At 52.0% G+C, this 25,847-nt stretch carries 23 protein-coding genes and 1 pseudogene; 7 read left to right on the top strand and 17 right to left on the bottom strand.

Annotated features, from left to right (window positions below):
• Positions 1-297 precede the first annotated feature (297 nt).
• On the top strand, positions 298-948 hold the full coding sequence (elbB, locus tag ACO0LL_RS13085; protein ID WP_422951298.1) for an isoprenoid biosynthesis glyoxalase ElbB: 651 nt from the start codon (positions 298-300) through the stop codon (positions 946-948).
• Positions 949-989: 41 nt separating this feature from the next.
• Positions 990-1,592, top strand: a complete 603-nt coding sequence (locus tag ACO0LL_RS13080) for a MarC family protein (RefSeq protein WP_422951297.1) — start codon at positions 990-992, stop codon at positions 1,590-1,592.
• Positions 1,593-1,756: 164 nt separating this feature from the next.
• Here the strand turns inward: ACO0LL_RS13080 and ACO0LL_RS13075 are convergent, their stop codons facing one another.
• The 6 genes from ACO0LL_RS13075 to ACO0LL_RS13050 all read right to left on the bottom strand — a co-directional run bounded on the left by ACO0LL_RS13075 (position 1,757) and on the right by ACO0LL_RS13050 (position 7,717).
• Positions 1,757-3,004 (bottom strand): CaiB/BaiF CoA transferase family protein, encoded by a 1,248-nt coding sequence (locus ACO0LL_RS13075; protein ID WP_422951296.1) that lies wholly within the window; start codon positions 3,002-3,004, stop codon positions 1,757-1,759.
• A 35-nt stretch (positions 3,005-3,039) separates the two neighbouring features.
• A complete protein-coding gene (locus tag ACO0LL_RS13070; RefSeq protein WP_422951295.1) occupies positions 3,040-3,705 on the bottom strand; it encodes a hypothetical protein in 666 nt (221 codons plus the stop codon).
• Positions 3,706-3,734: 29 nt separating this feature from the next.
• Entirely contained in the window at positions 3,735-4,331 is a 597-nt protein-coding gene (gene recR, locus ACO0LL_RS13065; protein ID WP_162058699.1) for a recombination mediator RecR, read from the bottom strand.
• 2 nt (positions 4,332-4,333) lie between these two features.
• Positions 4,334-4,660 carry a YbaB/EbfC family nucleoid-associated protein gene (locus ACO0LL_RS13060; protein ID WP_110253135.1) on the bottom strand — a complete coding sequence of 109 codons (327 nt, stop codon included), beginning with the start codon at positions 4,658-4,660 and terminating at the stop codon, positions 4,334-4,336.
• Between the two features lie 81 nt (positions 4,661-4,741).
• The gene (locus ACO0LL_RS13055; protein WP_422951294.1) at positions 4,742-7,069 is read right to left on the bottom strand and encodes a DNA polymerase III subunit gamma/tau; all 2,328 of its coding nucleotides are present in this window, start codon (positions 7,067-7,069) and stop codon (positions 4,742-4,744) included.
• Positions 7,070-7,078: 9 nt separating this feature from the next.
• Positions 7,079-7,717 (bottom strand): TetR/AcrR family transcriptional regulator, encoded by a 639-nt coding sequence (locus tag ACO0LL_RS13050; protein WP_422951293.1) that lies wholly within the window; start codon positions 7,715-7,717, stop codon positions 7,079-7,081.
• Between the two features lie 127 nt (positions 7,718-7,844).
• On the opposite strand from ACO0LL_RS13050, the gene ACO0LL_RS13045 reads away from it, so the two are divergent.
• Positions 7,845-9,506 (top strand): isovaleryl-CoA dehydrogenase, encoded by a 1,662-nt coding sequence (locus ACO0LL_RS13045; RefSeq protein WP_422951292.1) that lies wholly within the window; start codon positions 7,845-7,847, stop codon positions 9,504-9,506.
• Between the two features lie 69 nt (positions 9,507-9,575).
• Here the strand turns inward: ACO0LL_RS13045 and ACO0LL_RS13040 are convergent, their stop codons facing one another.
• From ACO0LL_RS13040 to ACO0LL_RS12990, 11 genes and pseudogenes are all read right to left on the bottom strand, one after another.
• Complete coding sequence (locus ACO0LL_RS13040; RefSeq protein WP_186946636.1) at positions 9,576-10,751, bottom strand: acyl-CoA dehydrogenase; 1,176 nt, start codon at positions 10,749-10,751, stop codon at positions 9,576-9,578.
• A gap of 91 nt (positions 10,752-10,842) precedes the next feature.
• Positions 10,843-12,372: pseudogene (locus ACO0LL_RS13035) on the bottom strand (3-hydroxyacyl-CoA dehydrogenase); the annotation flags it as partial.
• Positions 12,360-12,752: a RidA family protein gene (locus ACO0LL_RS13030; protein ID WP_422951291.1), complete on the bottom strand. Its 393-nt coding sequence runs from the start codon at positions 12,750-12,752 to the stop codon at positions 12,360-12,362. The gene ACO0LL_RS13030 and the pseudogene ACO0LL_RS13035, both read right to left, overlap by 13 nt.
• A 71-nt stretch (positions 12,753-12,823) precedes the next feature.
• Positions 12,824-13,237, bottom strand: a complete 414-nt coding sequence (locus ACO0LL_RS13025; protein WP_422951290.1) for an acyl-CoA thioesterase — start codon at positions 13,235-13,237, stop codon at positions 12,824-12,826.
• Positions 13,238-13,246: 9 nt separating this feature from the next.
• Positions 13,247-14,428, bottom strand: coding sequence for an acyl-CoA dehydrogenase family protein (locus ACO0LL_RS13020; RefSeq protein WP_422951448.1), 1,182 nt, complete (start codon positions 14,426-14,428; stop codon positions 13,247-13,249).
• A gap of 14 nt (positions 14,429-14,442) precedes the next feature.
• The gene (locus ACO0LL_RS13015; protein WP_422951289.1) at positions 14,443-15,297 is read right to left on the bottom strand and encodes an enoyl-CoA hydratase family protein; all 855 of its coding nucleotides are present in this window, start codon (positions 15,295-15,297) and stop codon (positions 14,443-14,445) included.
• A complete protein-coding gene (locus ACO0LL_RS13010) occupies positions 15,294-15,869 on the bottom strand; it encodes a MarR family winged helix-turn-helix transcriptional regulator (RefSeq protein ID WP_422951288.1) in 576 nt (191 codons plus the stop codon). Before ACO0LL_RS13010 ends, ACO0LL_RS13015 begins: the two co-directional genes overlap by 4 nt.
• Entirely contained in the window at positions 15,869-16,651 is a 783-nt protein-coding gene (locus ACO0LL_RS13005) for an SDR family NAD(P)-dependent oxidoreductase (protein ID WP_422951287.1), read from the bottom strand. The genes ACO0LL_RS13010 and ACO0LL_RS13005 overlap by 1 nt, the downstream gene beginning before the upstream one ends.
• A 2-nt stretch (positions 16,652-16,653) precedes the next feature.
• Positions 16,654-19,047 (bottom strand): bifunctional salicylyl-CoA 5-hydroxylase/oxidoreductase, encoded by a 2,394-nt coding sequence (locus tag ACO0LL_RS13000; protein ID WP_422951286.1) that lies wholly within the window; start codon positions 19,045-19,047, stop codon positions 16,654-16,656.
• A 43-nt stretch (positions 19,048-19,090) separates the two neighbouring features.
• Positions 19,091-20,266: an ABC transporter substrate-binding protein gene (locus ACO0LL_RS12995; RefSeq protein ID WP_422951285.1), complete on the bottom strand. Its 1,176-nt coding sequence runs from the start codon at positions 20,264-20,266 to the stop codon at positions 19,091-19,093.
• A 65-nt stretch (positions 20,267-20,331) separates the two neighbouring features.
• The gene (locus tag ACO0LL_RS12990) at positions 20,332-21,966 is read right to left on the bottom strand and encodes an AMP-binding protein (RefSeq protein ID WP_422951284.1); all 1,635 of its coding nucleotides are present in this window, start codon (positions 21,964-21,966) and stop codon (positions 20,332-20,334) included.
• A 209-nt stretch (positions 21,967-22,175) separates the two neighbouring features.
• On the opposite strand from ACO0LL_RS12990, the gene ACO0LL_RS12985 reads away from it, so the two are divergent.
• From ACO0LL_RS12985 to ACO0LL_RS12970, 4 genes are read left to right on the top strand one after another with little or no spacing between them, the layout of a single operon-like run.
• Entirely contained in the window at positions 22,176-23,096 is a 921-nt protein-coding gene (locus ACO0LL_RS12985; RefSeq protein WP_422951283.1) for a branched-chain amino acid ABC transporter permease, read from the top strand.
• A 10-nt stretch (positions 23,097-23,106) separates the two neighbouring features.
• The gene (locus ACO0LL_RS12980) at positions 23,107-24,078 is read left to right on the top strand and encodes a branched-chain amino acid ABC transporter permease (RefSeq protein WP_422951282.1); all 972 of its coding nucleotides are present in this window, start codon (positions 23,107-23,109) and stop codon (positions 24,076-24,078) included.
• On the top strand, positions 24,075-24,842 hold the full coding sequence (locus ACO0LL_RS12975; protein WP_422951281.1) for an ABC transporter ATP-binding protein: 768 nt from the start codon (positions 24,075-24,077) through the stop codon (positions 24,840-24,842). The genes ACO0LL_RS12980 and ACO0LL_RS12975 overlap by 4 nt, the downstream gene beginning before the upstream one ends.
• Positions 24,839-25,549 (top strand): ABC transporter ATP-binding protein, encoded by a 711-nt coding sequence (locus ACO0LL_RS12970; protein WP_422951280.1) that lies wholly within the window; start codon positions 24,839-24,841, stop codon positions 25,547-25,549. The genes ACO0LL_RS12975 and ACO0LL_RS12970 overlap by 4 nt, the downstream gene beginning before the upstream one ends.
• Positions 25,550-25,847 lie beyond the last annotated feature (298 nt).

The raw sequence follows: 25,847 nt of genomic DNA, 5'->3' as shown, positions 1-25,847 counted from the left end.
TGCTCAAAATGCTCATGTACTTAAGTACATTCCGCTTTTTGCGCTGCTCTTCACCCCGCTGACGTCCGCTCGCTACAGATCAGAAACAGGTTTTAAGGGTTTATGCTCTTATAATAAAACGAGCGTTCGCATTTTCCCCGGCTAATAGTAAATGTTTTTTTGATTACTGCGTTGGTGGTCTTACTCTATTTTGCCCTCTATTTTTCCAGAAAAAGAGGGACTTTGTTGACAGCCTACAGGCTTCAGCGGGAAAATTGGCTGCTTTCTGTCTATCCCTCACAAATATAAAGGTACATCATGAAAGTAGCCGTCGTTCTTTCCGGTTGTGGCGTCTTCGATGGCGCTGAAATTCACGAGAGTGTCCTGACCATGCTGGCTCTCGTCAGAGCCGGTGCAGAACCAGAATTCCTGGCGCCTGATATCCCGCAAGCCCATGTTGTCAATCACCTTACTGGCCTGGTCGCTGGGGGTGAAAGCCGCAATGTATTAGTGGAATCTGCCCGCATTGCCCGCGGCAAAATCAAGGATGTCGCCCTGGCCAATGTCAACGACTATGCCGCCGTATTTTTCCCCGGTGGTTTTGGTGCAGCAAAAAACCTGTCTGATTTTGCCAGCAAAGGGGCGGACTGTCAGATACAGCCTGATGTCTTGCGATTCGCCAAAGCCATCGCCGACGCGGGCAAACCAGCATGCTATATCTGCATAGCCCCTGCCATGCTGCCACTGGTATATGGCAATGGTATTGCGGTCACGATAGGCAACGACGAGGGCACAGCTGCTGCCATCACTGCCATGGGTGGCCAGCACATTAATTGCCCGGTCAAAGAATTTGTCGTCGATAAAGACAGAAAAGTCGTCAGCACTCCCGCCTACATGCTGGCGGAAAATATTGCTGAAGCAGCGACAGGCATAGAAGCTGCCGTCAAAGCGACGCTGGCATTAATCTGAAACACCAAAGCCCCAGGTATCATTTTTAAAACAAGGTCTTCATGACTCAAGATTTTTTTCAATCCCTGATGTTGCTGATATTGGTCACCGACCCGTTTGGAAACGTCCCCATCTTTGTCAGTGCATTATCCCATGTCGCCCCCGAGCGACGCTGGCGTGTAGTCGTGCGCGAATGCGCGATAGCCTTTGGCCTGCTTTTGCTGTTCATGTTCTTTGGCAAACACTTCCTGACCGCGCTGCAATTGACTGAAGTCTCTTTGCGCATAGGTGGTGGTGTAATCCTGTTCCTGATTGCCTTGCGCATGGTTTTCCCGCAGGAAGGCGGTATTTTCGGAGACGTGGAAGATGGCCACGAACCCTTTATCGTGCCATTGGCAATACCCGCGCTGGCTGGCCCGTCTGCGCTGGCGACAGTGCTGCTGTTTTCATCCGACAGCCGTCAGGACATGATGGTGCATCTGGCGGCATTGACTGCCGTTGCCGTGGTGTGGCTGGTGGTGTTATTGAGTGCGGAACGTATGCAAAAGGTTCTCGGGGTACGCGCCATGACTGCATTTGAACGCCTGATGGGCTTGATATTGACAGCCATGTCGGTCGAAATGCTGTTGGCGGGGATCAGGGATTATCTGAAAACCCTGAACTGAGCATACTTGGCTGGCCAGGAATGGAGAGCCTGGCCAGTCAAATCAAGATGCCCAGTAATTAGAAGTGAAATAGCCCAGCAGGAACAGCGCCAGGGCGATCAGGAAATTTTTAAGCATCTGGCGGTTCATGGTTGACCTTTACATTACTTATTTAAATTACTGATTTAAATTACTTTGTCCGCAGCCATTTGCGCGATCTCGGCATCACTATAACCCAGCTCACTCAATACCTCCTGATTATGCTGGCCCAGACGCGGGCCCAGCCATAGCGTCTGACCAGGAGTCTCTGACATCTTCGGTGTAATGGCAGGCAACTTGACTGGAGTGCCATCTTCAAATGCATGCTGCTCGAACATCTGGCGCGCCAGGAATTGTGGGTCGCTCATCATATCCCGTACAGAATAGATTTTACCCACTGGCACATCGGCTGCCTTGAGTATTTGCAAAGCTGTATCTATATCGCGGCCTGAGCACCAGCCTTGAATTGCCGCATCAATTTCCCCCGTGCGCGGGACGCGGCCATCATTGCGTACCAAGCCTGGGTCTTGCGCAAGGTCTTCACGCTCTATGGCTTTCATGAGTCTATGGAAGATTGCGTCGCCATTGCCTGCAATGACGATATTTTCACCTTCCGCCGTGGTGTAAGTATTCGATGGCACTATGCCAGGCAAGGCACCGCCAGTACGTTCACGCACGACACCAGCATGATCAAATTCTGGCACCAGCGATTCCATCAAATTGAAGACTGACTCATACAAAGCCACATCCACCATTTGCCCCTGCCCAGCGACACATGCCTCGCCCTGCTTGCCATTCCAGCGTCCGCCGGTGACATCGCGATGACGCAAAGCTATCATGGCACCAATGACGCCATGCAAGGCGGCGACAGAATCTCCTATCGATATGCCCACGCGCACAGGTGGCCGGTCGGCATGACCAGAGACATAACGCAAACCTCCCATGGATTCACCGATGGCACCAAAGCCGGGCAAGTCTTTCAAAGGCCCGGTCTGGCCATAACCAGACAGGCGCACCATGATGGTAGCGGGGTTGATGGCTTTTAAAGCATCAAATCCCAGCTCCCATTTTTCCAGCACACCGGGGCGATAATTTTCTATGATGATGTCAGCATCCAGCGCCAGGCGTTTGGCAATTTCACGCGCCTGCTCCTGCTTCATATTCAGGGTGATGCTTTTCTTATTGCGCGCCTGCACACTCCACCAAAGCGAAGTGCCATCTTTCAGCACACGCCACTGCCGCAAAGGGTCGCCGCCATCGGGCGATTCTACCTTGATCACTTCAGCACCAAATTCAGCCAGCATGCGCGAGCAAAATGGCCCTGCGATCAACGTGCCCAACTCCAGAACCTTGATGCCCGCCAAAGGGCCATGTGCTTTAGCTTGTGACTGCATAGTGGAATGTACTCAGAAAGTGTTACTGGATAGGATCAGACAAAAGTCAGCTTCTTGATTTCCCATGCGATATTTTCGCGTGCCTGGGCATCAAACTGCGCTGCCATGGCAGGATGAAAATAGATTTGTTCACGTCCAGCAAAGCGCTTCAATACTTTCAAACGCCCCGCCCTGTAGGCAGGCGCTTCCAGCCAGCGGAATTCATTGCGGATAGCCCGGCTATATTGTTGATAAACATCCTTGGGTGCGCCGAGGATAGTCAATGCAATATCAAGGAACAAGGGAATATCAGCCGCACGGTTTTTAAAATCAGCCACTTCATGCCTGGCAGTGGCAAGTATGCATTGCTGCACATGCATGATGACGGTGGGATTGATCTCCATGCGCATCATCAATTCGCCTGCCAGCTCTGCACTTTTCAGTTCATTATTGTTGGCATGTGTGTCATACACCATGTCATGAAACCAGATCGCCAAGGAGACAACAGGGAAATTCTGGATATCTGCACGCCGCTCTTCTGCATGCCTGAGCATGGACTGGATATGCGTGAGATTATGAAAACTGCGTTGAGGTTCGGAGTAATGCTTATCCAGCAAAGCCCATACTTCTTTGGCATGCCGTGGACTACCAGCCAAGCCCTGTATCAGGTCTGACCATTGCAACTGCAATTTGCTTTTTTGTTCGGCGGTGATCAGAAACATGATGGCTTATTATTATCTCAGTTACTGTATTAAGTAGTCCGTCTATCCAGCATGGCGCGGGCAATCGTACCTGCATCCACATATTCAAGCTCGCCACCAACTGGCACACCACGTGCCAGGCGACTGACCCGCAAGCCACGTGCCTTCAGCGTCTCGCTGATGTAATGCGCGGTTGCCTCACCTTCATTGGTGAAATTGGTCGCCAGCACCACTTCTTGCACTTTACCGTCGGTAGCTCTGGAGACCAGTTTTTCCAGATGGATGTCTTTCGGACCTATGCCATCAAGTGGCGAGAGTCGCCCCATGAGGACAAAGTACAGACCCTTGTACGTCATGGTTTGTTCTATCATCATCTGGTCAGAAGGTGTTTCCACCACACACAGCAGACTGGTATCGCGCACGGCATCCAGACAGGTTTCGCAAACTTCGCTCTCACTGAAGGTATTGCAGGATGCGCAATGCTGTATGCGTTCAACCGCGTGAGTCAGCGCCATGCCAAGGATGGCGGCGCCTTCCCTGTCATGTTGCAGCAAGTGATAAGCCATACGCTGTGCTGACTTTGGCCCTACGCCGGGCAAGCGGCGCAGCGCCTCAGACAAGGCTTCCAGACTACCGAGTTTTTTCACACTCAGAACGGCATCTTGAAGCCAGGTGGCAAAGGCATGCCAGCTGTCAAAGCTGACATTTTTTCTTGAGAAGTGGCTTCTGCCTTGCGCACTGCATCATTGAAAGCAGCAGCAACCAGGTCTTCCAGCATGTCTTTGTCGTCACCCAGCAAAGACGGGTCGATGGTAACGCGCTTGACATCGTTCTTGCAGGTCATGACGACCTTGACCAGGCCAGCACCAGCCTGGCCTTCTACTTCTACCAGACCCAATTGATCCTGGGCTTTTTTCATATTGTCCTGCATTGCCTGGGCTTGTTTCATCAGGCCAGCTAATTGATTCTTCATCATAAAATTTCTCCGAAAATAAAAATGGAATATTGATTAAATTTGGTCACGCAGACTTGTACTTATTTTTGCATATCACCGGCATCAGACCGGCCGTATGCTACCCGTGACGATAGTGGCACCAAATTCGCGCATTAAAGTCTGCACGAAACTGTCGCCCTGTATGGATTTTTCTGCCTGTTGCTGACGCACTCCGCGCTCAGCCACAGCCTGCGCGTTGGCAGTATGCTCAACCGCACCTATCTCGGTTTCCACCCGTATGGTTTTCCCAAACCTTTCGGACAAGGCCGCACTAAGTTTTTCTACACTGCCCGAAGACAAGAGTGTCGATAAAGGCAGGCGCAGGCGGAATACATGGGCATTGCCATCCTGCTTGCAACTAACCAGTTCACTTTGCTGCGTCATTTGCTGCGCTACGCCGCGTACTGGCAAGCTGGCTGCCAGCGAAGGCCAATGACCATCCCAGTTCAACTCGGGCACTGGCGCATTCGCGATCAGGCGATCAGCATTCAGAGTGATTGCTTCCCTGGGCTTGACCACTTCTGCAGCGGCAGCTTGCGGTTCCTGGTCAGCAGTTGCGACAAATGCAGCAGCATCAGCAAGCACAGCGACTTCAACTGGCGCGACCTGCTCCTGCGGCACAGCAGAGGCAGCAGCAGTAGCCATCACTCTTGGTGGCATCGCCGGTTTTGCAGGCTCTGCATCGAAAAACATTTCTTCATCCCAGGGTGGCGGCATATCATCCATGCCCATGGATTGCATATCCTGCTCGGCAATCAAAGGTGCAGGTGCTGACACAGGCTGGGCAGGTTTGACTACGGGCTGCGCCGATGGTGGAGCCACTTTAACTGACGGTGTTGCGACAGGAGTAACGGGCCTGACCGGCGCTACAGGTGAAACTGGAGCCACTGGGGACACAGGAGCCACAGGTGCAATTGCAGCTTTGGCTACTGGTGCCGTTTCTGCTGCTGCAGTTTTTCCTGCTGGCGTGCCATTCTTGGTATTTGCGCGTGCCGCAGCCAGAGCAGCCAGTACCGGGCTAACACGTGTGCCAGCAGCAGGTGCAGTTGCGGGTGTTGCGGGTGTCTCGGCATTATCCTGTACAACCGGTTTCGGCGCGTCTGCCGGAGCGCGTGCAGGCATTGCTGCCGGCACTACATTTGCGACAGGTGCAGTGTTAGCACTACCAACACTATTACTTGAAGCAGCAGGGCTGGAACGCACAGGGCTTTGTGCCGGCGGAGCATTGTTCGCATTATTGCCTGGCAAAGCCGGACGCCCACCAGCCGGTGGTGTACTGGAAGGCGGCTGCACCCATTGCTCACCACTGACAGGTTTGAATGCCAGCATGCGTAACAGCGTCATACTGAAACCGGCATATTCATCAGGCGCCAGTGCCAGCTCATTGCGGCCATGCACGGCAATTTGATAAAACAGCTGCACTTCTTCTTTGGCAAAGCTTTGTGCCAGGCGCAAAACCTGTTCACGCTCAGGAATATCTTCAGCCACTGCCGCAGGCACCATTTGCGCCACGGCGATCTGGTGCAGTAAACTGCCCAGGTCCTGCAGGGCAGACTTGTAAGACAGGCTGCGTGCTGCCATTTCGTCGGCAACATCCAGCAAAGCTTTACCATCCTGCGCCAGCAAGGCATCCAGCAAACGTATCAGATAAGACTGGTCCAGCGCACCCAGCATGCCTTGTACGGCATCAAGGCTGACTTTACCGGCAGCATAGGCAATTGCCTGGTCGGTCAGCGACAAGGCATCGCGCATGGAACCATGGGCACCCTGCGCCAGCAAACGCAAGGCAGGCAATTCAAATTCGATTTGCTCTTGCCCCAGGATGTTTTCCAGATGACCAACAATATGGCCAGGCGGCATTTGCTTGAGATTAAATTGCAGGCAGCGTGACAAGACCGTGACAGGGATTTTTTGTGGGTCTGTCGTTGCCAGAATGAATTTGACGTGCTCAGGCGGCTCTTCCAGCGTTTTCAACATGGCGTTGAAAGCGTGGTTGGTCAGCATGTGCACCTCGTCTATCATATAGACTTTAAAGCGCGCATTAGACGGGGCATAAATCGCCTGTTCCAGCAGCGAGGCCATTTCATCGACGCCGCGATTAGAAGCAGCATCCATTTCTATATAATCAACAAAGCGCCCGGCATCAATTGCGGTACAGGCTTCGCAAATACCGCAAGGATGGGCAGTAATGCCGGTCTCACAGTTAAAGGATTTGGCCAGGATGCGTGACAGCGTCGTCTTGCCGACACCGCGGGTACCGGTAAACAAATAGGCGTGATGCAGCCGCTGCTGCTCTAGCGCATGCGATAAGGCACGGACCACGTGCTCTTGCCCCACCAGAGTTTCAAAACTCTTGGGGCGATATTTTCGGGCGAGGACTTGATAGGACATCCCGCGATTTTACCTTATTCGGACGCTCTGATCAGTGATTTGCAGATATCCCAACACCAAGTTTTTCATCTGAGCAAGAAATTCAGGCTCTTGCAGGCTTTGCGGGGACAACATCAGGGTCTGATACAGGACGCCGTAGACAGCCGCATGGACTATCGCCGGGCTGGCATGTGGGTGAACTGCGCGGTCTGAGCTTGCCGCAAAAGCAGATTCCCATATATCAACAACCTGCCCGTACAAGGCGCTATAGGCTTCCATATTGGAAATCTGCCGTTCCAGGAAAATCAGGGCAGACCATTCCTCGGTCTTGTCTGCATGCAAAAGAATAATGCGCTCTAGCAGATCCGAAACGATGTATTTTAAGGGCTGACCGTATTGCAACTCCACCCAGATGCGCATCTGCGCGCCTATATTCTTCATGCGCTCATGTATGCAATGCGCCGCTATCGACTTCTTGCCAGGAAAGTATTCATATAAGGTGCCCAGACCCACACCAGCAACCAGGGCGATATCGCGCATGGTCAGATCGGCATAGCTTTTTTCGACCAAAAGCCGAACAAAGGCATCGAGGATTGCCAATTGTGTCATTTTAGAGCGTTGCTGCACTGGCTTGCGGCGTAATTTCAAAGGGCTGGCAGTCTCGCTCATGGTGTTTCTTGTTTTATAAGTTCAGATACTTGGGGGAATGCTAAAAGGCGAACATCTTGATTACTTCATCAGACTACACTATTCATCTGGCTTAACTATTTAGTTTACCGATATCAATGAGGCACATATGCAGTGGCAAACCCATGAAATAAGCAATCAGGTCGCAGACCTGCAAGATTACAATATTTTCACTAGTGATGCCGTTCTAATGACCAGCCTGGCGCAGTATCAGGCTGACTGGTATCAAAACACGCTGACAGAATCCGGACAGGAGTTGGGTAGCAGTGCTGTGCTAGAAGCTGCGGCATTGGCCAATACACATTTGCCAGAATTGCATACCCATGACAGACAGGGTAAGCGCATAGACAGGGTAGATTTTCACCCAAGCTGGCATCAGTTATTGGGGATATTGCGCAAGCAAGGCCTGCAAGCCACCCCCTGGAGCCAGCCTCGCATGGGCGCACATGTTGCGCGTGCAGCTGGCTATTTCATGCAGTCACAGGTGGAGTCTGGCTCCTTGTGCCCCAGCACCATGACTTTTGCCTCCATCCCTGTGCTGCAAAACGAAGCTGCTCTGTTCGCTGAACTCAAAGACAAGCTGTATTCATTGGAACATGATCCGCGTGACTTGCCGATAGCCCAGAAAAAATCCATCCTGATAGGCATGGGCATGACAGAAAAACAAGGGGGCTCTGATGTACGCACCAATACCACCACGGCAGTGGCGCTGGGTGCTGAGGGGCGAGGCCAGGCTTACGCATTGACCGGCCACAAATGGTTTTTCTCTGCGCCCATGTGCGATGCCCACCTGGTGCTGGCCAAAACCGAGACTGGCTTGTCCTGTTTCTTTGTGCCGCGCTGGCGGCCCGACGGCAGCAAGAATTCTATCCTGGTACAAAGACTGAAAGACAAACTGGGGAATAAATCCAACTCCAGTAGTGAAGTTGAATTCCAGGATGCCTATGGTGTCATGATAGGCAATGAAGGCCGGGGCATACCAACCATTATAGAAATGGCCAACCTGACCCGGCTTGATTGCGTCATAGGCAGCGCGGGCCTGATGCGGCAGGCGCTGGTGCAAGCCATCCATCATGCACGCCACCGCACGGCTTTCGGCAAGAAGCTGGCAGATCAACCCCTTATGCGCAATGTACTGACTGACCTGGCACTGGAAAGTGAAGCAGCGACCCGTCTCATGCTACATTTGGCAGCCGCACTGGATGCACCAGATGACGCCTTGCAACGCGCCTGGAAACGCATCATGACGCCTGCCGCAAAATTCTGGATATGCAAGCGTGCGCTGGAATTTACCGGTGAATGCATGGAAGTCTGGGGTGGCAACGGTTATGTCGAGACTGGCCCCATGGCAAGGTTATATCGCGAAGCACCCGTCAACTCCATCTGGGAGGGCTCAGGCAATGTCATGTGCCTGGATGTTTTGCGTGCGATGGAAAGAGACCCGGAAGGCCTGCAATTACTGTTGCAATTGTGGAGCAAATCAGCATCTGAGCAGGTCAGGAAAATGGTGGAGGAATTACAAACAGATTTGGCATTAGCAGAATTCTGGGAAATGAATGCCCGCCGCATTACCCAAAAACTGGTACTGACGGCACAGGCTTTTCTGATGGCAGAATATGCAGAAACTGATATAGCCAGGGCTTTTATACAAAGCCGCACAGATGCGGGATGTGGTCGCGTATATGGTACTCTGGGTACTCTTGGCACACTCGATGCAGCCACGACCGGAGACCTGCAAGAGCACATTATTGCCCGCGCGTTTACAGTCTGAACACAGCCTGAAGACGAATCAATTTCTGAATTGCTGCCCGGTCACAAAGACCGGGCAGCGATTACTTCATTAGAACGCCGCAATACCAGTCTGCGCACGACCCAGTATCAAGGCATGAATATCATGTGTGCCTTCATAGGTGTTGACGACTTCCAGGTTCACCAGATGACGGGCAATGCCAAACTCATCAGAAATACCATTACCACCCAGCATATCGCGCGCAGTACGGGCAATATCCAGAGACTTGCCGCAAGAATTACGCTTCATGATGGACGTGATTTCAACTGCTGCCGTACCTTCATCCTTCATGCGGCCCAGACGCAAACAGCCTTGCAGTGCCAGCGTGATTTCTGTCTGCATGTCAGCCAGTTTTTTCTGTACCAGCTGATTTGCGGCGAGTGGGCGGCCAAATTGCAAGCGGTCCATGGTGTATTGGCGTGCCGTATGCCAACAGAATTCTGCCGCACCCAAAGCACCCCAGGCGATACCGTAACGGGCAGAGTTCAGGCAAGTGAACGGGCCTTTCAGACCTTCTACATTCGGCATCAGGTTTTCTTCTGGCACGAATACTTCATCCATGACGATTTCGCCAGTGATGGAAGCACGCAAGCCTACCTTGCCATGAATGGCCGGTGCGGTCAGGCCTTTCCAGCCTTTTTCCAGGATAAAGCCACGAATACGGCCATCATCTGTTTTTGCCCAGACTACGAAGACATCAGCGATAGGACTATTGGTGATCCACATCTTCGCGCCGCTAAGGGAATAACCACCCGGTACAGTCCTGGCACGGGTCACCATGCTGCCAGGGTCAGAACCGTGGTTAGGCTCGGTCAGGCCAAAGCAGCCTATCCATTCACCCGTCGCCAGCTTGGGCAGGTATTTTTGTTTTTGTGCTTCACTACCAAATTCATTGATAGGCACCATGACCAGTGAGCTTTGCACGCTCATCATGGAACGATAACCAGAATCAACACGCTCTACTTCACGCGCGACCAGGCCATAGCAAACATAGTTCAAACCAGCACCACCGTATTGCGTAGGGATCATGGAACCCAGCAAACCAAGCTCACCCATTTCACGGAAAATGGCTGGATCTGTTTTTTCATGACGGAAAGCTTCCAGTACCCGCGGTGTCAGTTTTTCTTCGCAATAGACACGTGCAGCATCCTGCACCATGCGTTCTTCATCGCTGAGTTGCGAGGACAATAACAAGGGATCTTCCCAACTAAATACAGCCTTGGCCATCTGTTTCTCCTGATTGAATATGTACCGTTATATATTTATTTACATGCCACTTTCCTACAATAAGAAGTGACATGTCTGGTTTTATGCAGCCTTATTGATGTGGCAAATGCAGCAAGGACAAACCCAGTTGCGCCCTGCGTACCAACCAGGGGCTGGGGCGATAGCGCGGGTCGCCAGTGCTGTCATACAAGTTCCGCAAAACCAATAGTATACGCGAAGTGCCGAGTTTGTCGCCCCAAGCCAGCGGCCCTGCTGGATAAGCAAGGCCTAATACCACTGCCTTGTCCAGGTCTTGCGGGCTGCATATGCCTTGCTGGGCTATGTCGCTAGCGATATTGATGATGGTAGCCAAAATACGCTGAACCACGAAACCGGCACTATCCTGTATCAGGCTGACGCCCTGCCCGCTTTTTTGCAGCAGGGACTGGCATTGTGCTGCCAGGTTTGCATCTGTAGCGGGGTTCACCATCAGGCTCAGATTACCTTGACAAGCAGTCAGTGCATCTATGCCAAGAGTACGGCGGGCATCCAGCCCGGCTCTTGCTACACAGGTACTGACATCTTCGCCATATGGACTGACTATGCACAGTGCGTCTGAGGATGGCTGCTCACCATTTTCGATAGCAACGCCGCAACGCTCAAACAAGGCAAGCAGCGCTGGCACTGCGTCTGCGTTTTCCTGACTGATCCATACTGGCCCTGCCCAGGCAGGCAACTGCTCAGGAACCGGTGGCGCATCCTGGTTGCCAGTATAAGTATAAAAACCACGCCCAGTCTTGCGACCTAATACACCCGCGTGTACCCGCTGAGCAGTAATGACACTGGGGCGATAGCGTGGCTCTTCATAATACTGATGATAAATCGCTTCCATGACAGGGTGAGATACATCCAGCCCGGTCAGGTCCAGCAATTCAAACGGGCCAAGCTTAAAACCTGCAGCTTCACGCATGATCTGGTCTATCTGGCGAAAGCTGGCGACATTCTCTTGCAATATCCGCAGGGCTTCAGTGCCATAACCACGACCTGCATGGTTGACGATAAAGCCAGGTGTATCTTTGGCACGCACTGGCAAATGCCCGATTTGCGTGGAAAATGCCATGAGCTGCTCGGCGACCGCAGCATCGGTCAGCAAACCATCGATGACCTCAACCACCTTCATCAAGGGGACAGGGTTAAAGAAATGCAGACCTGCGACACGCTCAGGTATTTTTGTGCCTGCAGCAATGGCGGTGACTGACAGTGAAGAAGTATTGGTCGCCAGTATGCAAGTGTCACTGACGACGCCATCCAATTGCTGGAACAAAGTACGCTTGACATCCAGCTTTTCAACAATTGCCTCTACCACCAGATCGCATTTGGCCAGTTCCTGCATGCTATTGACGACTCGCAGGTTTTCTACAGCGCGCTGATATTGTTCTGCGCTGAGTTTTTCCTTGCTCAGCATTTTTTGCCATTGTTCGGCAATGAGCTGACTGGCTTTACTGGCAGCATCTGCCTGTACATCAAACAAGAGCACGGTAAAACCTGCCTGTGCCGCAATCTGGGCAATACCGCGCCCCATGGCACCGGCACCGACGATGCCTACAACTGCAATACTGGTCTGCATATTTACTCCGGTACGATGGCGGTGACTTCTATCTCTACCCTGGCTCTGTCTTCTATCAAGCCTGCCACTTGCACGGCAGTCATGGTTGGGTAATGGCGGCCTATGATATCGCGGTAGGCTTCGCCCACTTCTTTATAGGCACCTACATATTCTTTTTTATCGATGACATACCAGGTCATGCGCACGATATGCTCAGGTTTGGCATTTGCCTCTGTCAATACTTCAACGATGTTCTGCAAGGCCTGCCTTACCTGGCCCGCGAAATCATCGGTCTGAAAGCTGCATTGCGCATCCCAGCCCACCATGCCACTGACGCACACAGTACGGCCACTGGCAGAAATGCCATTCGAATAGCCACGTGGCCTAGCCCAGCCTGGAGGTTGCAAAATGTCCATCATCTATCCTTTCATTGATGACTTTTCACAGCCTTGAGCCTGAAAAGTCCATTATATCTATCTTATCTATCTTATATTTCGCAATACTTCAGCATGGCAGTACGCAGTTCATCAGGTATCGCTACTGCCTTGCGCAATTTCAAATCCATCATGACCAGCACCAGCCTGGCTTTCAGACGCACATCCTGTTGCGGTCCGCTAAAGCAAATTTCCAGTTCGACTGAACTCTTGCCTAGTTTCGTCACTATCAACTCCGCCAGCAAGCTTTCGCCCAGTTCTGCCGGTTTGATGAAATCAGTTTCCAGATGCACGGTCGGTAAACCTATGCCGCGTGCAATATGCATTTCATGAAAACTGCAAGCCAAACCTTGCGCGCACCAGTCTTCTACCACACCATTCATCATTTCAAAATAGCGCGGATAAAACACGATGCCTGCCGGGTCGCAGTGAGCAAAACGTATGGGCAACTCAGCCGTAAAAATCATAATTAAAGCTCATACTGCGGCAAACTCTTTCAGCAATTCACGACCTATGATCAGTTGCTGAACTTCCGTCGCGCCTTCATAGATACGGAGAGAACGGATTTCACGGTACAGGCGCTCTACCGGCACTTCGCTGACGACGCCCAGGCCGCCAAACATCTGCACCGCTGCATCTATCACTTGCTGCGCACCTTCAGTCGCAGTCAGTTTGGCCATGGCAGCTTCTTTGGTGACTTTCCGGCCCTGGTCTCTTTGCCAGGCTGCGCGGTAAATCAGCAGTGCTGAGCTATCTATCGTAGTAGCCATCTGAGCCAGCTTGGCCTGCGTCAATTGAAAATCTGCCAGGGTCTGGCCAAACATCTTGCGTGTCGTTACTCTGTGCATGGCTTCGTCCATGGCGCGACGAGCAAAGCCAAGGGCAGCACCAGCAACGGAAGTACGGAAGATATCCAGCGTCGCCATCGCTACCTTGAAGCCCTGCCCTGCCTCACCCAGACGCTGCGTAACCGCGATGCGACAATTAGTGAACTTCAGACGTGCCAGCGGATGCGGGGCTATCACATCGATACGTTCGGCAATTTCAAAGCCCGGCAGACCAGCATCGACGATAAATGCAGTGATGCCACGCGCACCAGGTGCTTCGCCAGTGCGGGCAAACAATACATAGAAGTCGGCAATGCCACCATTGGAAATCCAGGTTTTTTCGCCATTCAAGACATAGTGACCGCCATCTGCATCCACGACAAATTCTGCCGCGCATTGCATGGCGGCTACATCCGAGCCAGCTTCTGGTTCCGACAAAGCAAAAGCAGCAATCGCCTCGCCTTTGGCGACCTTGCTCAGATAGTTTTTCTTTTGCGCCTCTGTACCATGCAAGCTGATCGCACCAGATCCCAGTCCTTGCATGGCAAAGGCAAAATCTGCCAGGCCGGAATGACGAGCCAGTGTTTCACGTATCAGACAAATGGCGCGGGTATCGATAACGTCAGCATTGCCACCATAGGCGCTACCGCCTATGGCATTTTTGAGCCAGCCAGCCTCGCCCAGTTGTTTGACGAGATCGCGGCAGGCCTGATCGACATCCGCGGCATGATGATCAGGCAGGTTTTCTGCAGACCAGGCATCCAGCGTGCGTTGCAACTCACGGTGTTTATCGTCAAAGAAGGGCCAGTCCAGGTAGCTGGTGTCATGCATCATATGCGTCATGTTCAATCCCCTTCAAAGACAGGTTTTTGCTTGGCAACGAAGGCATGATAGGCACGATGGAAATCGTTAGTCATCATGCATATGGCCTGGGCCTGTGCTTCGGCTTCTATGGCTTCATCAACACCCATATTCCATTCTTGCTGTAGCATTTTCTTGGTCATGCCGTGAGCAAAATTCGGGCCTTCAGCCAGATTTTTTGCATAGGCCTGCGCTTCCGCCAGCACATTTTCTGGTGTCGCCAGGCGATTGAAAAAGCCCCAGCGTTCTGCCTCTTCACCAGACATTGAGCGCCCGGTGTATAGCAAGTCAGAAGCACGCCCCTGCCCTATAATGCGCGGCAAAATAGAACAGGCACCCATGTCGCAACCAGCCAGACCAACGCGGGTGAACAGGAAAGCCGTCTTGCTACGTGCCGTACCTATGCGGATATCAGAAGCCAGCGCCAGTATGGCGCCAGCACCAGCGCAAACACCATCAATCGCAGCAATAATCGGTTGCGGGCAAGCGCGCATGGCTTTGACGAGATCACCCGTCATGCGGGTAAAACTCAGCAAACCCGGCATATCAAGCTTGGTCAATGGACCGATGATTTCATGCACATCCCCACCAGAACAAAAGTTTTCACCCGCGCCAGTAATGACGATGGCCTTGACATCATCGCCATATGACAAAGTACGGAACAGGTCGCGCAACTCTGCATAAGAATCAAAGGTCAGCGGGTTTTTGCGTTCTGGCCGATTCAGGGTGATGGTGGCAACGCCAGCATCAACGGCATAGGTAAAATGCTGAGCTGCATAGTTTGCCAGTTGCTGGCGATTGCCAGGTAAATCCTGGGGCTGTCCGGGTAGATATTTCATGGTGCTTGTTCCTGCTCAGGGTTGTTGTCCATGTTGTTGTCCAGGCTGTTATCGACACCAGGCTCGTGCAAATGCGTTTTCACTTGAGACAACAATTCAAATAATTTACTTTTCTGTTCTGCCTGCAAGCCAGAAAACATATCCGCTATCCATGCTTCATGCACTGCAGCCATGCGTTTGAAGGCGCGACGGCCAGCAGGCGTCAGCTTGACGCTGTAAGCACGTCTGTCTTTGAGATCGGCGACGCGGGTCACCAGTTTTTCCTGCTCCAGCTGATCGGTAATGCCAGTGATGTTGCCACCCGTCACCATCATGCGCTTGGACAGTTCACCCATGCGCAAACCTTCGGGATGCCGTTCCAGTTGTGCCATGAGGTCGAAACGTGGCAAGGTAATCCCGAATTCGCTGCGCAAGCGGCTACGGATTTCACCTTCTATCATCACGGTGCAAGACAGCATGCGTAACCACAGACGCAAGGACTGATGGTCATCTTGCGTAAGACGGGTTTCCATATCGAACACGGGGTTACTGTCTTCTTTCATACCTGATCTTGTCTGCTCTTCAGTTTTCATCACATGACTTCACCACCGGCAACGGCAATGGATTGTCCATTCATTGCCGATGCACCGTCCATGCACAACCACAGCACGGCATCTGCGACTTCTTGCGGTTGCACCAGGCGTTTTTGTGGATTGCCAGCGGCCAGTTCAGCTTTCGCCTGTTCTTCAGTACGACCAGTTTTGGCAACGATATTGGCAACGGCTTCCTTGACGATATCGGTTTCGGTATAACCGGGGCAAACCGCATTCACGGTCACGCCTTTGGCTGCAACTTCGAGTGCCACTGCGCGCGTCAAACCTATGACGCCATGCTTGGCAGCACAGTAGGCAGAGACATAGGCATAACCCTTTAGCCCTGCGGTACTGACCACATTGACGATACGCCCCCAGCCCGCTTCCAGCATCGCAGGCAAAGCCTGTTGCATGCAAATGAAGCTGCCGCTCAGATTCACATCCAGCATGTTTTGCCATAATTTGGCATCGGTTTTAAGGAAAGAAGCTGAACTGGCTTGCCCGGCATTATTGATGAGAATGTCGATGCGACCATCCCTACCCTGCGATAATTGAAAAGCTGCCTGCACTGATTCCGCATCGCTGACATCCATGATGACATACTGCACCTTGACATGCGCCAGGGAAGCCACAGCCTCCTGCAAAGTCGCTTCACTACGGCCTGCCAGTGTCACTGTTGCCCCTTCACTGAGCAAGGCTTGCGCTATCGCCAGACCTATACCCTTGCCACCACCGGTGACCAGCGCATGCCTGCCTTGTAATTTTTGCTGATGCACAGTCATGCTCATCCTTCCAGCAATTTGGCGGCAACTTGCTGCGGCGTCAGACCGGCGCTGGCTGCGGCGACTTGTCGATCACGTTCGAGATTGCGTTCCAGTTGCATTTTTCCGGCGACATATTGCCTGGGCCAGGGCATGTCATTGAAGCCCAGTTTGGCTGCTTCATGCAAAGTCCAAGCAGGATCAGCCAGGTGTGGTCTGGCGATAGCGCACAAGTCAGCACGGCCAGCGGCGATGATGCTGTTTGCATGATCGGCTTCAAAGATCGCACCAACTGCTATAGTAGGTATTTGTGCTTCGTTGCGTATGCGATCAGCAAACGGGGTCTGGAACATGCGGCCATAGACAGGTTTTTCCTGCTTGCTGACCTGGCCGGATGAGCAATCTATCATGTCTGCACCTGCTGCCTTGAACAGCCTGGCGATGCTAACTGCATCATCAGGCATAATGCCGCCGTCCACCCAATCGTGCGCAGATATGCGCACTGAGATTGGCTTATCTGCAGGCCAGACGGCACGTATGGCAGCGAACACTTCCAGCGGATAACGGCAACGGTTTTCCAGCGAGCCTCCATATTCATCTTCACGCTGATTGGTCAGTGGCGAGATGAAACTTGAAAGCAGGTAACCGTGAGCGCAATGCAGCTCAAGCCAATCAAAGCCTGCCTCTGTTGCTGCCCTGGTCGCTTGGACAAAATCATCTTGTATGCGTTGCATGTCTGCCATAGTGGCCGCACGCGCCATTTGCGAAATGCCGGGCAGGTATTGCTGCTCTGACGCTGACACCAGTGGCCAGTTAGCTTCTTTCAATGGCTGATCTGTTCCCTCCCAAGCCACGCAGGTGGAACCTTTAGCTCCGGCATGGCCGAGCTGCACGGCAATCTTGGCCTCGGTATTGGCGTGAACGAAATCGACGATGCGCTTCCAGGCTTGCGTATGTTCAGGTGCATACAGGCCAGGGCAAGCAGGCGTGATACGTGCATCGGCAGAGACGCAAGTCATCTCGGCAAACACCAGACCAGCACCGCCCATGGCCCGGCTACCCAGATGCACGAGATGATAATCACCGGCCACGCCATCGACCGCTGAGTATTGCGCCATCGGCGAGACGACTATGCGGTTTTTCAACACCACATCACGCAATTTATAAGGCGTCAGCATGGGTGGGATCGCTGTTTTTGTTTTGGGCACAGGCAAGCCAACTTTGGCATACGCCTGCTCTGCTATCCAGTGTTCAAAACTGCGCACGTATGCTGCATCCCTTACCCGCAGGTTTTCATGCGACAAACGCTGGCTGCGCGTCAACATGGAATAAGCAAACTGAGGCGCTTCCATGGCGGTATAGCGTTGGACGTTTTCAAACCATTCCATGGAATTGCGGGCTGCGCTTTGTATCTTCAAGACTTCTATGGAACGTAAATCCTGATAGGCTTCCAGGACGGCATCCATGCCTTGCTCGCCATGTTTCTCGAAACTGCGTGCCAGTTCTATCGCATCTTCCAAAGCCAGTTTGGTGCCTGAGCCTATGGAGAAATGGGCAGTATGGGCAGCGTCCCCCATCAGGACCACAGGCACACGCTTGCCATTCAATTGATTCCAGTGCACCCAGTTCTTGCAGATAATGCGCGGGAACTTGATCCAGTTGGCGGAGCCGCGCAAATGCGTGGCATTTGACATCAGGGCATTGCCATCAAGATATTTGGCGAACAAGTTTTCGCAAAAGGCGATGGCTTCTTCCTGGCTCATTTTATCTATGCCAGCCTTGAGCCAGGTTTCTTCCGGAGTCTCGACAATAAAGGTCGCCGTATCGCCATCGTACTGATAGACATGCGCCTGGAACCAGCCATGCTCGGTTTCTTCAAAGACAAAGGTAAAAGCCGAGAACAGCTTTTTGGTACCGAGCCAGACAAAGCGGCATTTACGCGTGTCGATATCGGGCTGATAGCTTTGCTCGTAACGGGTGCGCACACGGCTGTTCAAGCCGTCGCAAGCAATGACAAGATCAGCATCATATTCCAGCGCCAATGCCTGGTCGTCGGTTACGTCCGTTTCAAACACCAGCTTGACATCCAGTTCTTCGCAACGCTCTTGCAGGATATTCAGTAAACGCTTGCGACCTATGCCGCAAAAACCGTGACCGCCGGAGGTAACGACCTGCCCATTGAAATGGGTGTCAATATCATCCCAGTGATTAAAAGATTGCAAGATGGAACGGGCAGTCTGTTCGTCTGCATTCACCAGATTACCCAGGGTCTGGTCAGAAAACACCACGCCCCAGCCAAAGGTATCGTAAGCGCGATTGCGCTCGACGATGGTGATCTGGTGCGCCGGGTTTTGCTTTTTCATCAGCAGGCTGAAGTACAGGCCAGCCGGACCTCCGCCTATGCATAGGATGTTCATTAAATTACCTTGAAGATTAATTTTTGTTTGACCAATCACTGCACTATTGCATTTTGCAGGAAGCCACATAGGCATCGGGGTGATTGGTAAATACAGCACCCAGGGTTTTGTTCGTCACCCTGCCCTGAGCATCCTTGCTGATGATGCGTGCATAATAATTTTGCACAGGATAGTGATTGCTGTTGAACTTGAAGTCTCCGCGCACAGATTTGAAGTTGGCTGCCTTGATGGCCTTGCCCAGAGCATCCTTGTCTTCTATCTTGCCCTTGACACCACGCACGGCACTGTCCATCAGCATGGCAGCATCATAACCCTGCGATGCATACAGCGATGGCAGGCGGCCATATTCCTTCTGAAAATCGGCTACAAAACGCTTGTTTTGCGGGTTATCCATATCATGTCCCCATTGCGATGCATTGAACATGCCCAACATGGGAGCACCTACTGCCTTGATGATGTCTTCATCAGCAGAAAAGCCCGGGCCAAAGAGTTGGGTATTTTTTGATAAACCGGCATCCACAAACTGCTTGATGAAATTGATGCCCATACCGCCTGGCAGGAAGATATACACGGCATCGGGTTTCAGGTTACGGATCTGTGCAAGTTCTGTCGCATAATCAAGCTGCCCCAGTTTGGTAAAGATTTCTTCGGCAACCTTGCTCTTGTAATAGCGCTTGAAGCCTGTCAGCGCGTCTTTGCCTGCTGGATAATTAGGTGCAACCAGAGCGACATTCTTAAAGCCCTTGTCATTGACTTGCTTGCCAACAGCTTCATGCAGGCTGTCGTTTTGCCAGGCCACATTAAAGAAGTAAGGATTACATTGCTCACCGGCATATTGTGAAGGACCGGCATTGGCGCTGATGTAATGCACTTTGGCACCAAAAATAGTTGGCCCGACTGCCAGCATCAGATTGGAAAACACGATGCCGGTCATCAAATCGACTTTGTCTTTCTTGATGAGCTTATCGACCAGTTGCTTGGTCGCGTCAGGATTTTGCTGATCATCACCCGTGATGACTTCGACAGGTAAATTGCCGAATTTATTGTCCAGATGTTTCATGGCCAGTGAAAAACCATCGCGTATATCAACACCCAGGCCAGCGCCAGCACCTGACAAAGTGGTGACCATGCCTACTTTGACTTTGTCTGCGGCGAAAACATAGTTCGCATTGGTCGCAGCAATACTGGACAACAATAAACACAGCAAGGTCTTTTTCACGGACGTCTCCTTCGGGTTAGTGGGCTTGGACGAATCTTTTATATCTGATACTTAATACCTGATACTTAGCTGGCAGCAGGCGTACGCAATTTATAACGCTGCAATTTGCCGGTTTCAGTCCGCGGCAAACTCGTCATGAATTCTATGGCACGCGGATACTTGTAAGGGGCGATGCTATTCTTGACGAAATCCTGGATTTCTTTACTCAACTCTGCGGATGCCTGTGCATCAGCTTTCAATACGACAAAAGCCTTGACGATCTGACCGCGCTCTTCGTCAGCCAGGCCTATGACTGCGCATTCAGCTACAGCAGGATGTTTCAGCAAGGCTTCTTCCACTTCTGGCCCTGCGATATTGTAGCCAGCAGAAATAATCATGTCGTCAGTACGGGCGCGGTACCAGAAATAACCGTCAGCATCCATTTCATAGGCATCACCAGTCAGGTTCCAGCCTTGATGGACATAATTTTTTTGCCTGTCGTCTGCCAGGTAACGGCAACCTGTCGGCCCCTTGACTGCCAGACGGCCAACCACGCCAGGGCCAGCCATGTCGCCATGCTCATCAAATATGCATGCCTGGTAGCCGGGTATGGGCTTGCCAGTGGCACCTGACCGCGCCTCATCACCTGCGGCAGAAATAAAGATATGCAGCATCTCGGTCGCGCCTATGCCATCTATCATGACCAGGCCAGTCGCCTGACGCCAGGCTTCACGGGTTGCAGCAGGCAAGGCTTCACCGGCAGAAACGGTTTTCTTGAGGCTGGATAAATCAAAATTCTTTGCCAGCGTGGCCATCTGGCGATAAAAGGTAGGTGCAGTGAAACAGACAGTAGCCTTGAATTCGTCTATGGCTTTCAGCAAGGATTCTGGTGTCAGTTTTTCCAGCAAGACCGCTGTTGCACCCACGCGCAAAGGGAATAGCAGCAAGCCACCCAGGCCAAATGTAAATGCCAATGGTGGCGTGCCTATGAAAATATCGTTTTGCGCAGATTGCAAGGTGGAACGCGGAAAGCAATCGCAGATCGCCAACACATCCCTGTGGAAATGCATAGTGCCTTTGGGCATGCCGGTCGTACCGGAAGTAAAACTGATGAGGCAGACATCTTCTGCAAGGGTATCAACGGCGGCAAATTCAATTGACTTGCCAGCCATGAGGGCTTCCAGGCCATCATCGCCCTGATGATTGAAGTACACCACTTGCGTCAATATGGGATTGGCCTGCACAGCCAGTTCCATCTCTTCACGCAAATTTTCTGAACAGAGTGCAGCGGCAATTTCAGCTTTATTGGCGATCACACCCAGTTCTTTAGCGCGCAACAGCGGCATGGTAGGCACGGCGATACAACCGGCCTTAATGACAGCCAGTACACTGGCAGCCATCATGGGATTATTGGCACCGCGCAACAACACCCTGTTACCGGGCTGCAAATGCATGTCCTCCAGCAAGACGTGGGAGATGCGATTGACAGTAGCCAACAGATGAGAATAAGTCCAGCTTTCGGTCTGACTGCGGATGGCCATGCTGTCAGCATGGCCAGTTGCACACATCTTGTCGAGCAAGTCGGCGACACAATTCAGGCGTTCAGGATATTGCAACTCAGGCAAAGAAAAAATCAGTTCAGGCCATTGCTCGCGCGGCGGCAAGTGATCAAAAGCAAAGGTATCCAGATGGGCAGACCCTGGTAGCACAGTTGAATTCATTTCTTCTCCGGCTTTGGTACACAATGTAGATACAGCAACCCCGAAAACACCAAACTACTTTAAACCTAAACTATTTTTAGGTAAAGTGTTTTTTCACATCAAAATTCAATTTTCTCAAAGAAAATATTTTCAATTGCGTCGCTTATAGTATATTTTAGGCCTAAAGTAATTTCACATCTGTACCACCATCAGCATTTAGGGATCAGGGGATGAATATCACGCTTTTGCTTGAACACGGCTTAAATGGCTTGCAGTTTGGCCTCATGCTTTTCCTGCTGGCTGCAGGCCTGACGCTGATCTTTGGCATCATGGACTTCATCAACCTGGCCCACGGTTCCCTCTACATGGCAGGTGCTTATTTTGCCGCCAGCTTTACCAGCATGACGGGTTCTTTCTGGCTGGGCTTGCTGGCAGCGGTGATAGCGACTGCGCTGCTGGGCATGATACTGGAGGTAGTCGTCTTCCGGCATTTATACCAGCGCGATCATTTGTCCCATGTACTGGCGACTTTTGCATTGATACTGATCTTCAACGAAGGTGCGCGCATGATCTGGGGTGCACAGCCGCTGATGCTGAATATTCCGCCACAGTTGGCACAACCGGTGGAATTGCTGCCTGACTTCTTTTATTCGTCTTTTCGCCTGTTCATCATTGCGACCGGGCTGGCTGTCGCTGGCCTGCTGTATTTTGTAGTCACAAAAACCCGCATAGGCATGTTGGTGAGGGCTGGAGCGTCGAACCGTGAAATGGCCATCACCATGGGTATCAACATCAAGCTGGTGTTCACGCTACTGTTTGCCTTTGGCGCAGCCCTGTGCGCCATCGCTGGTGCGCTGCTAGGCTCCATACTTGCTGTACAGGTGGGCATGGGTGAAAGCATTTTGATACTGGCTTTTGTAGTCATCGTCATTGGCGGCATAGGCTCGATACGCGGCGCACTGGTAGGTGCCTTACTGGTGGGGCTGGTTGATACCCTGAGCAAAACCTTGCTGCCTGGTGCACTAAAACTATTGATGCCACTGGAGATGGCAGCCAATCTTGGCCCTGCCCTGGCATCAATATTAATTTATGTACTGATGGCAGCCGTGCTGTTTTACAAACCCCAGGGCCTGTTCCCTGCGCGAGGCTAAGGGAGTCATCATGCAGAGCAGCCTACATCACAGCATATCGCGCAAGTCCAGCACAGGCATCCTGCTCCTGCTGCTTGCCTTCCCCCTGCTGGCGACCTACTTCGCCCAGGAATTTTATATAGGCCTGTTAAGCCGCTTGATGATTTTCGCACTGGTAGCCAGCAGCCTGAACCTGATACTCGGTTTTGGCGGCATGATCAGCCTGGGGCATGCTGCCTTCTTTGGCAGTGGTGCTTATGTGGTAGGCATACTGATGCAGCATGGCGTCACATCTGCCTGGATCAGCTGGCCGGCGGCGATGCTGACTGGCTTTGTGCTGGCACTGGCAATAGGCAGTGTCTCACTCAGGACGCGCGGCGTGTATTTCATCATGATCACGCTGGCATTTGCGCAGATGCTGTACTTTCTGTTTGTGTCGCTGAAAAATTATGGAGGTGACGATGGCCTGAGCCTGGCGCAACGTTCTGTCACTGGCCTGGATATGAGCAATGACAGCAATTTTTATTATCTGGTGCTGGTTATTTGCACCATATTCCTCTTCGTTCTTTATAGGCTTATCAACTCCCATTTTGGACGGGTGATACAAGCCATCAAGGAAAATGAAACCCGCATGGAAGCCATAGGTTACCCAGTGTTTCGCTACAAGCTGCTGTGTTTTGCGATTGCTGGCAGTATCGCCAGCCTGGCCGGCGCCCTGCTGGCAAACCAGAACATGCTGGTCAGCCCTAACCTTTTGCACTGGACACAATCCGGCAGCCTGATGGTGATGGTGATACTGGGCGGTGTAGGCTATCTGTCTGGCGGCATACTGGGTGCGGTAGTCATGCTGATGCTGGAAGAGATACTGTCTGGCTACACCATACACTGGCAACTGTATCTGGGCATTATCCTGCTGCTGGTGGTCATGCTATTGCCAAATGGCCTAGCCAGCCTGCCACAAAAATTCATGCCCATCAAAAAACCGCAGGAGGATCAGGCATGAGCGTTTTACAGTTAAAAGCTCTGGTCAAACGTTATGGTGGTCTGGTCGCAACCAACAATCTAAGCCTGGATATCTTGCCCGGCGAAATCCACGCCATCATAGGCCCGAATGGCGCCGGCAAGACCACGCTGATACACCAGATATCCGGCGCCATTGCACCAAACCAGGGGCAAATAATTTTCAATGGTGTGGATGTTACTGCCACCAGCATGCATGAGCGCGTCAAGCTAGGGTTGGCACGCTCTTACCAGATCACGAATATTTTCCAGTCATATACCGTCATCGATAACCTGAGTCTGGCAATACAGGCACGCTCAGGCAGCAGCATTCGCTTCTGGCGCAAAGCGATAGATGAGCAGGCACTTTTTGAGCAAGCAAGACAACTCGCCAGCGACATAGGCTTGGCGGAAGTGGTCAATAGTAAAGCTTGTGAACTCGCACATGGCGAGCAACGCCAACTGGAACTGGGATTGACGCTGGCGACACAACCCAAACTACTCTTGCTTGATGAACCCATGGCAGGCACAGGTCATGAAGAATCAGGCAAGATGCTGGATCTGATCGCCGCCCTGCGTGGCAAGGCCGCAGTGATCTTGATAGAACATGATATGGATGCAGTATTCAAACTGGCTGACCGTATTTCTGTCTTGGTGGCAGGCTCCATCATCGCCACTGGCACGGCAAAACAGATACGCCAGAACCCGGAAGTCAAGAAAGCCTATCTAGGTGATGAAATGGATATCGCAATCAAGGACGTCGCATGAAGACCATACTGGAAGTCGAACATATCGCTACCGCCTATGGTCACAGCCAGGTCTTGTTTGGCATAGACTTACAGATACGCCAGGGCGAAGTCGCCAGCCTGCTGGGGCGTAATGGTGCTGGCAAAACAACGACCTTGCGCTCGATACTGGGCCTGACTCCGGCACATAAGGGCCATATCAGTTTCATGGGGCAGCGCATAGAAAAAATGACGACGGATAAAATCGCCAGGATGGGCATAGCCTTGGTGCCGGAAGGCCGGCAGATTTTCCCTAACCTGACCGTCAAAGAAAATCTGGTCGCCTTTGCCGCCAATCGCAATCAAAGCAAAACGCCATGGAGCCTCAAAGAGATTTATCAGCTTTTTCCGCGTCTGGCAGAACGGGCTGGCAATATGGGTAACCAGTTATCTGGTGGCGAACAGCAAATGCTGGCCATCTCACGCGCCCTGATGACTAATCCCCACCTGTTGATCCTGGATGAAGCGACGGAAGGCTTGTCACCACTAGTGCGCGAAGAAATCTGGGCCTGCTTGAGAAAGCTGCGTGACCAGGGTCAAACCACGCTGGTCATCGATAAATATGTAGAGAAGCTCATCCCCCTTGCCGACCAACACAGCATCATGGAACGGGGCAAGATAGTCTGGCATGGCAATAGCGAGAGCCTGACGCAGTCGCCTGAGACCTGGCAGAAATATGTGGGGGTTTAAAAATTACTATCGTCGTTACGCACTCAATCCCAGCACTTTCGCATGACTCAATCCAAATCATTCAGCAGCAAATCTGCGCGATAATAGTAAACCTTTAATCACGATAATAGATTACTCTCAAAACAGCATCAGGGTCGGTATGTGAATATATCGAATACTAGTTGTGGTGCATAAATTAAATTACCTCCGGCAAAGCCGGAGGTTTATTGCTGGGGCGCCTCAAAGGCGCTGGTAACCCTTGATCCGCCTAAAGGCGGCTACAGTCCCAATTTCATTTGGTCGTAACGCTCATCTTCCT

The organism is Undibacterium sp. TC4M20W, assembly GCF_049340245.1.
In the GTDB taxonomy this organism is placed as follows: domain Bacteria; phylum Pseudomonadota; class Gammaproteobacteria; order Burkholderiales; family Burkholderiaceae_D; genus Undibacterium.
The sequence above is the reverse complement of the archived record's forward strand: the minus strand, read 5'-3'. Positions and strand labels throughout refer to the sequence as shown.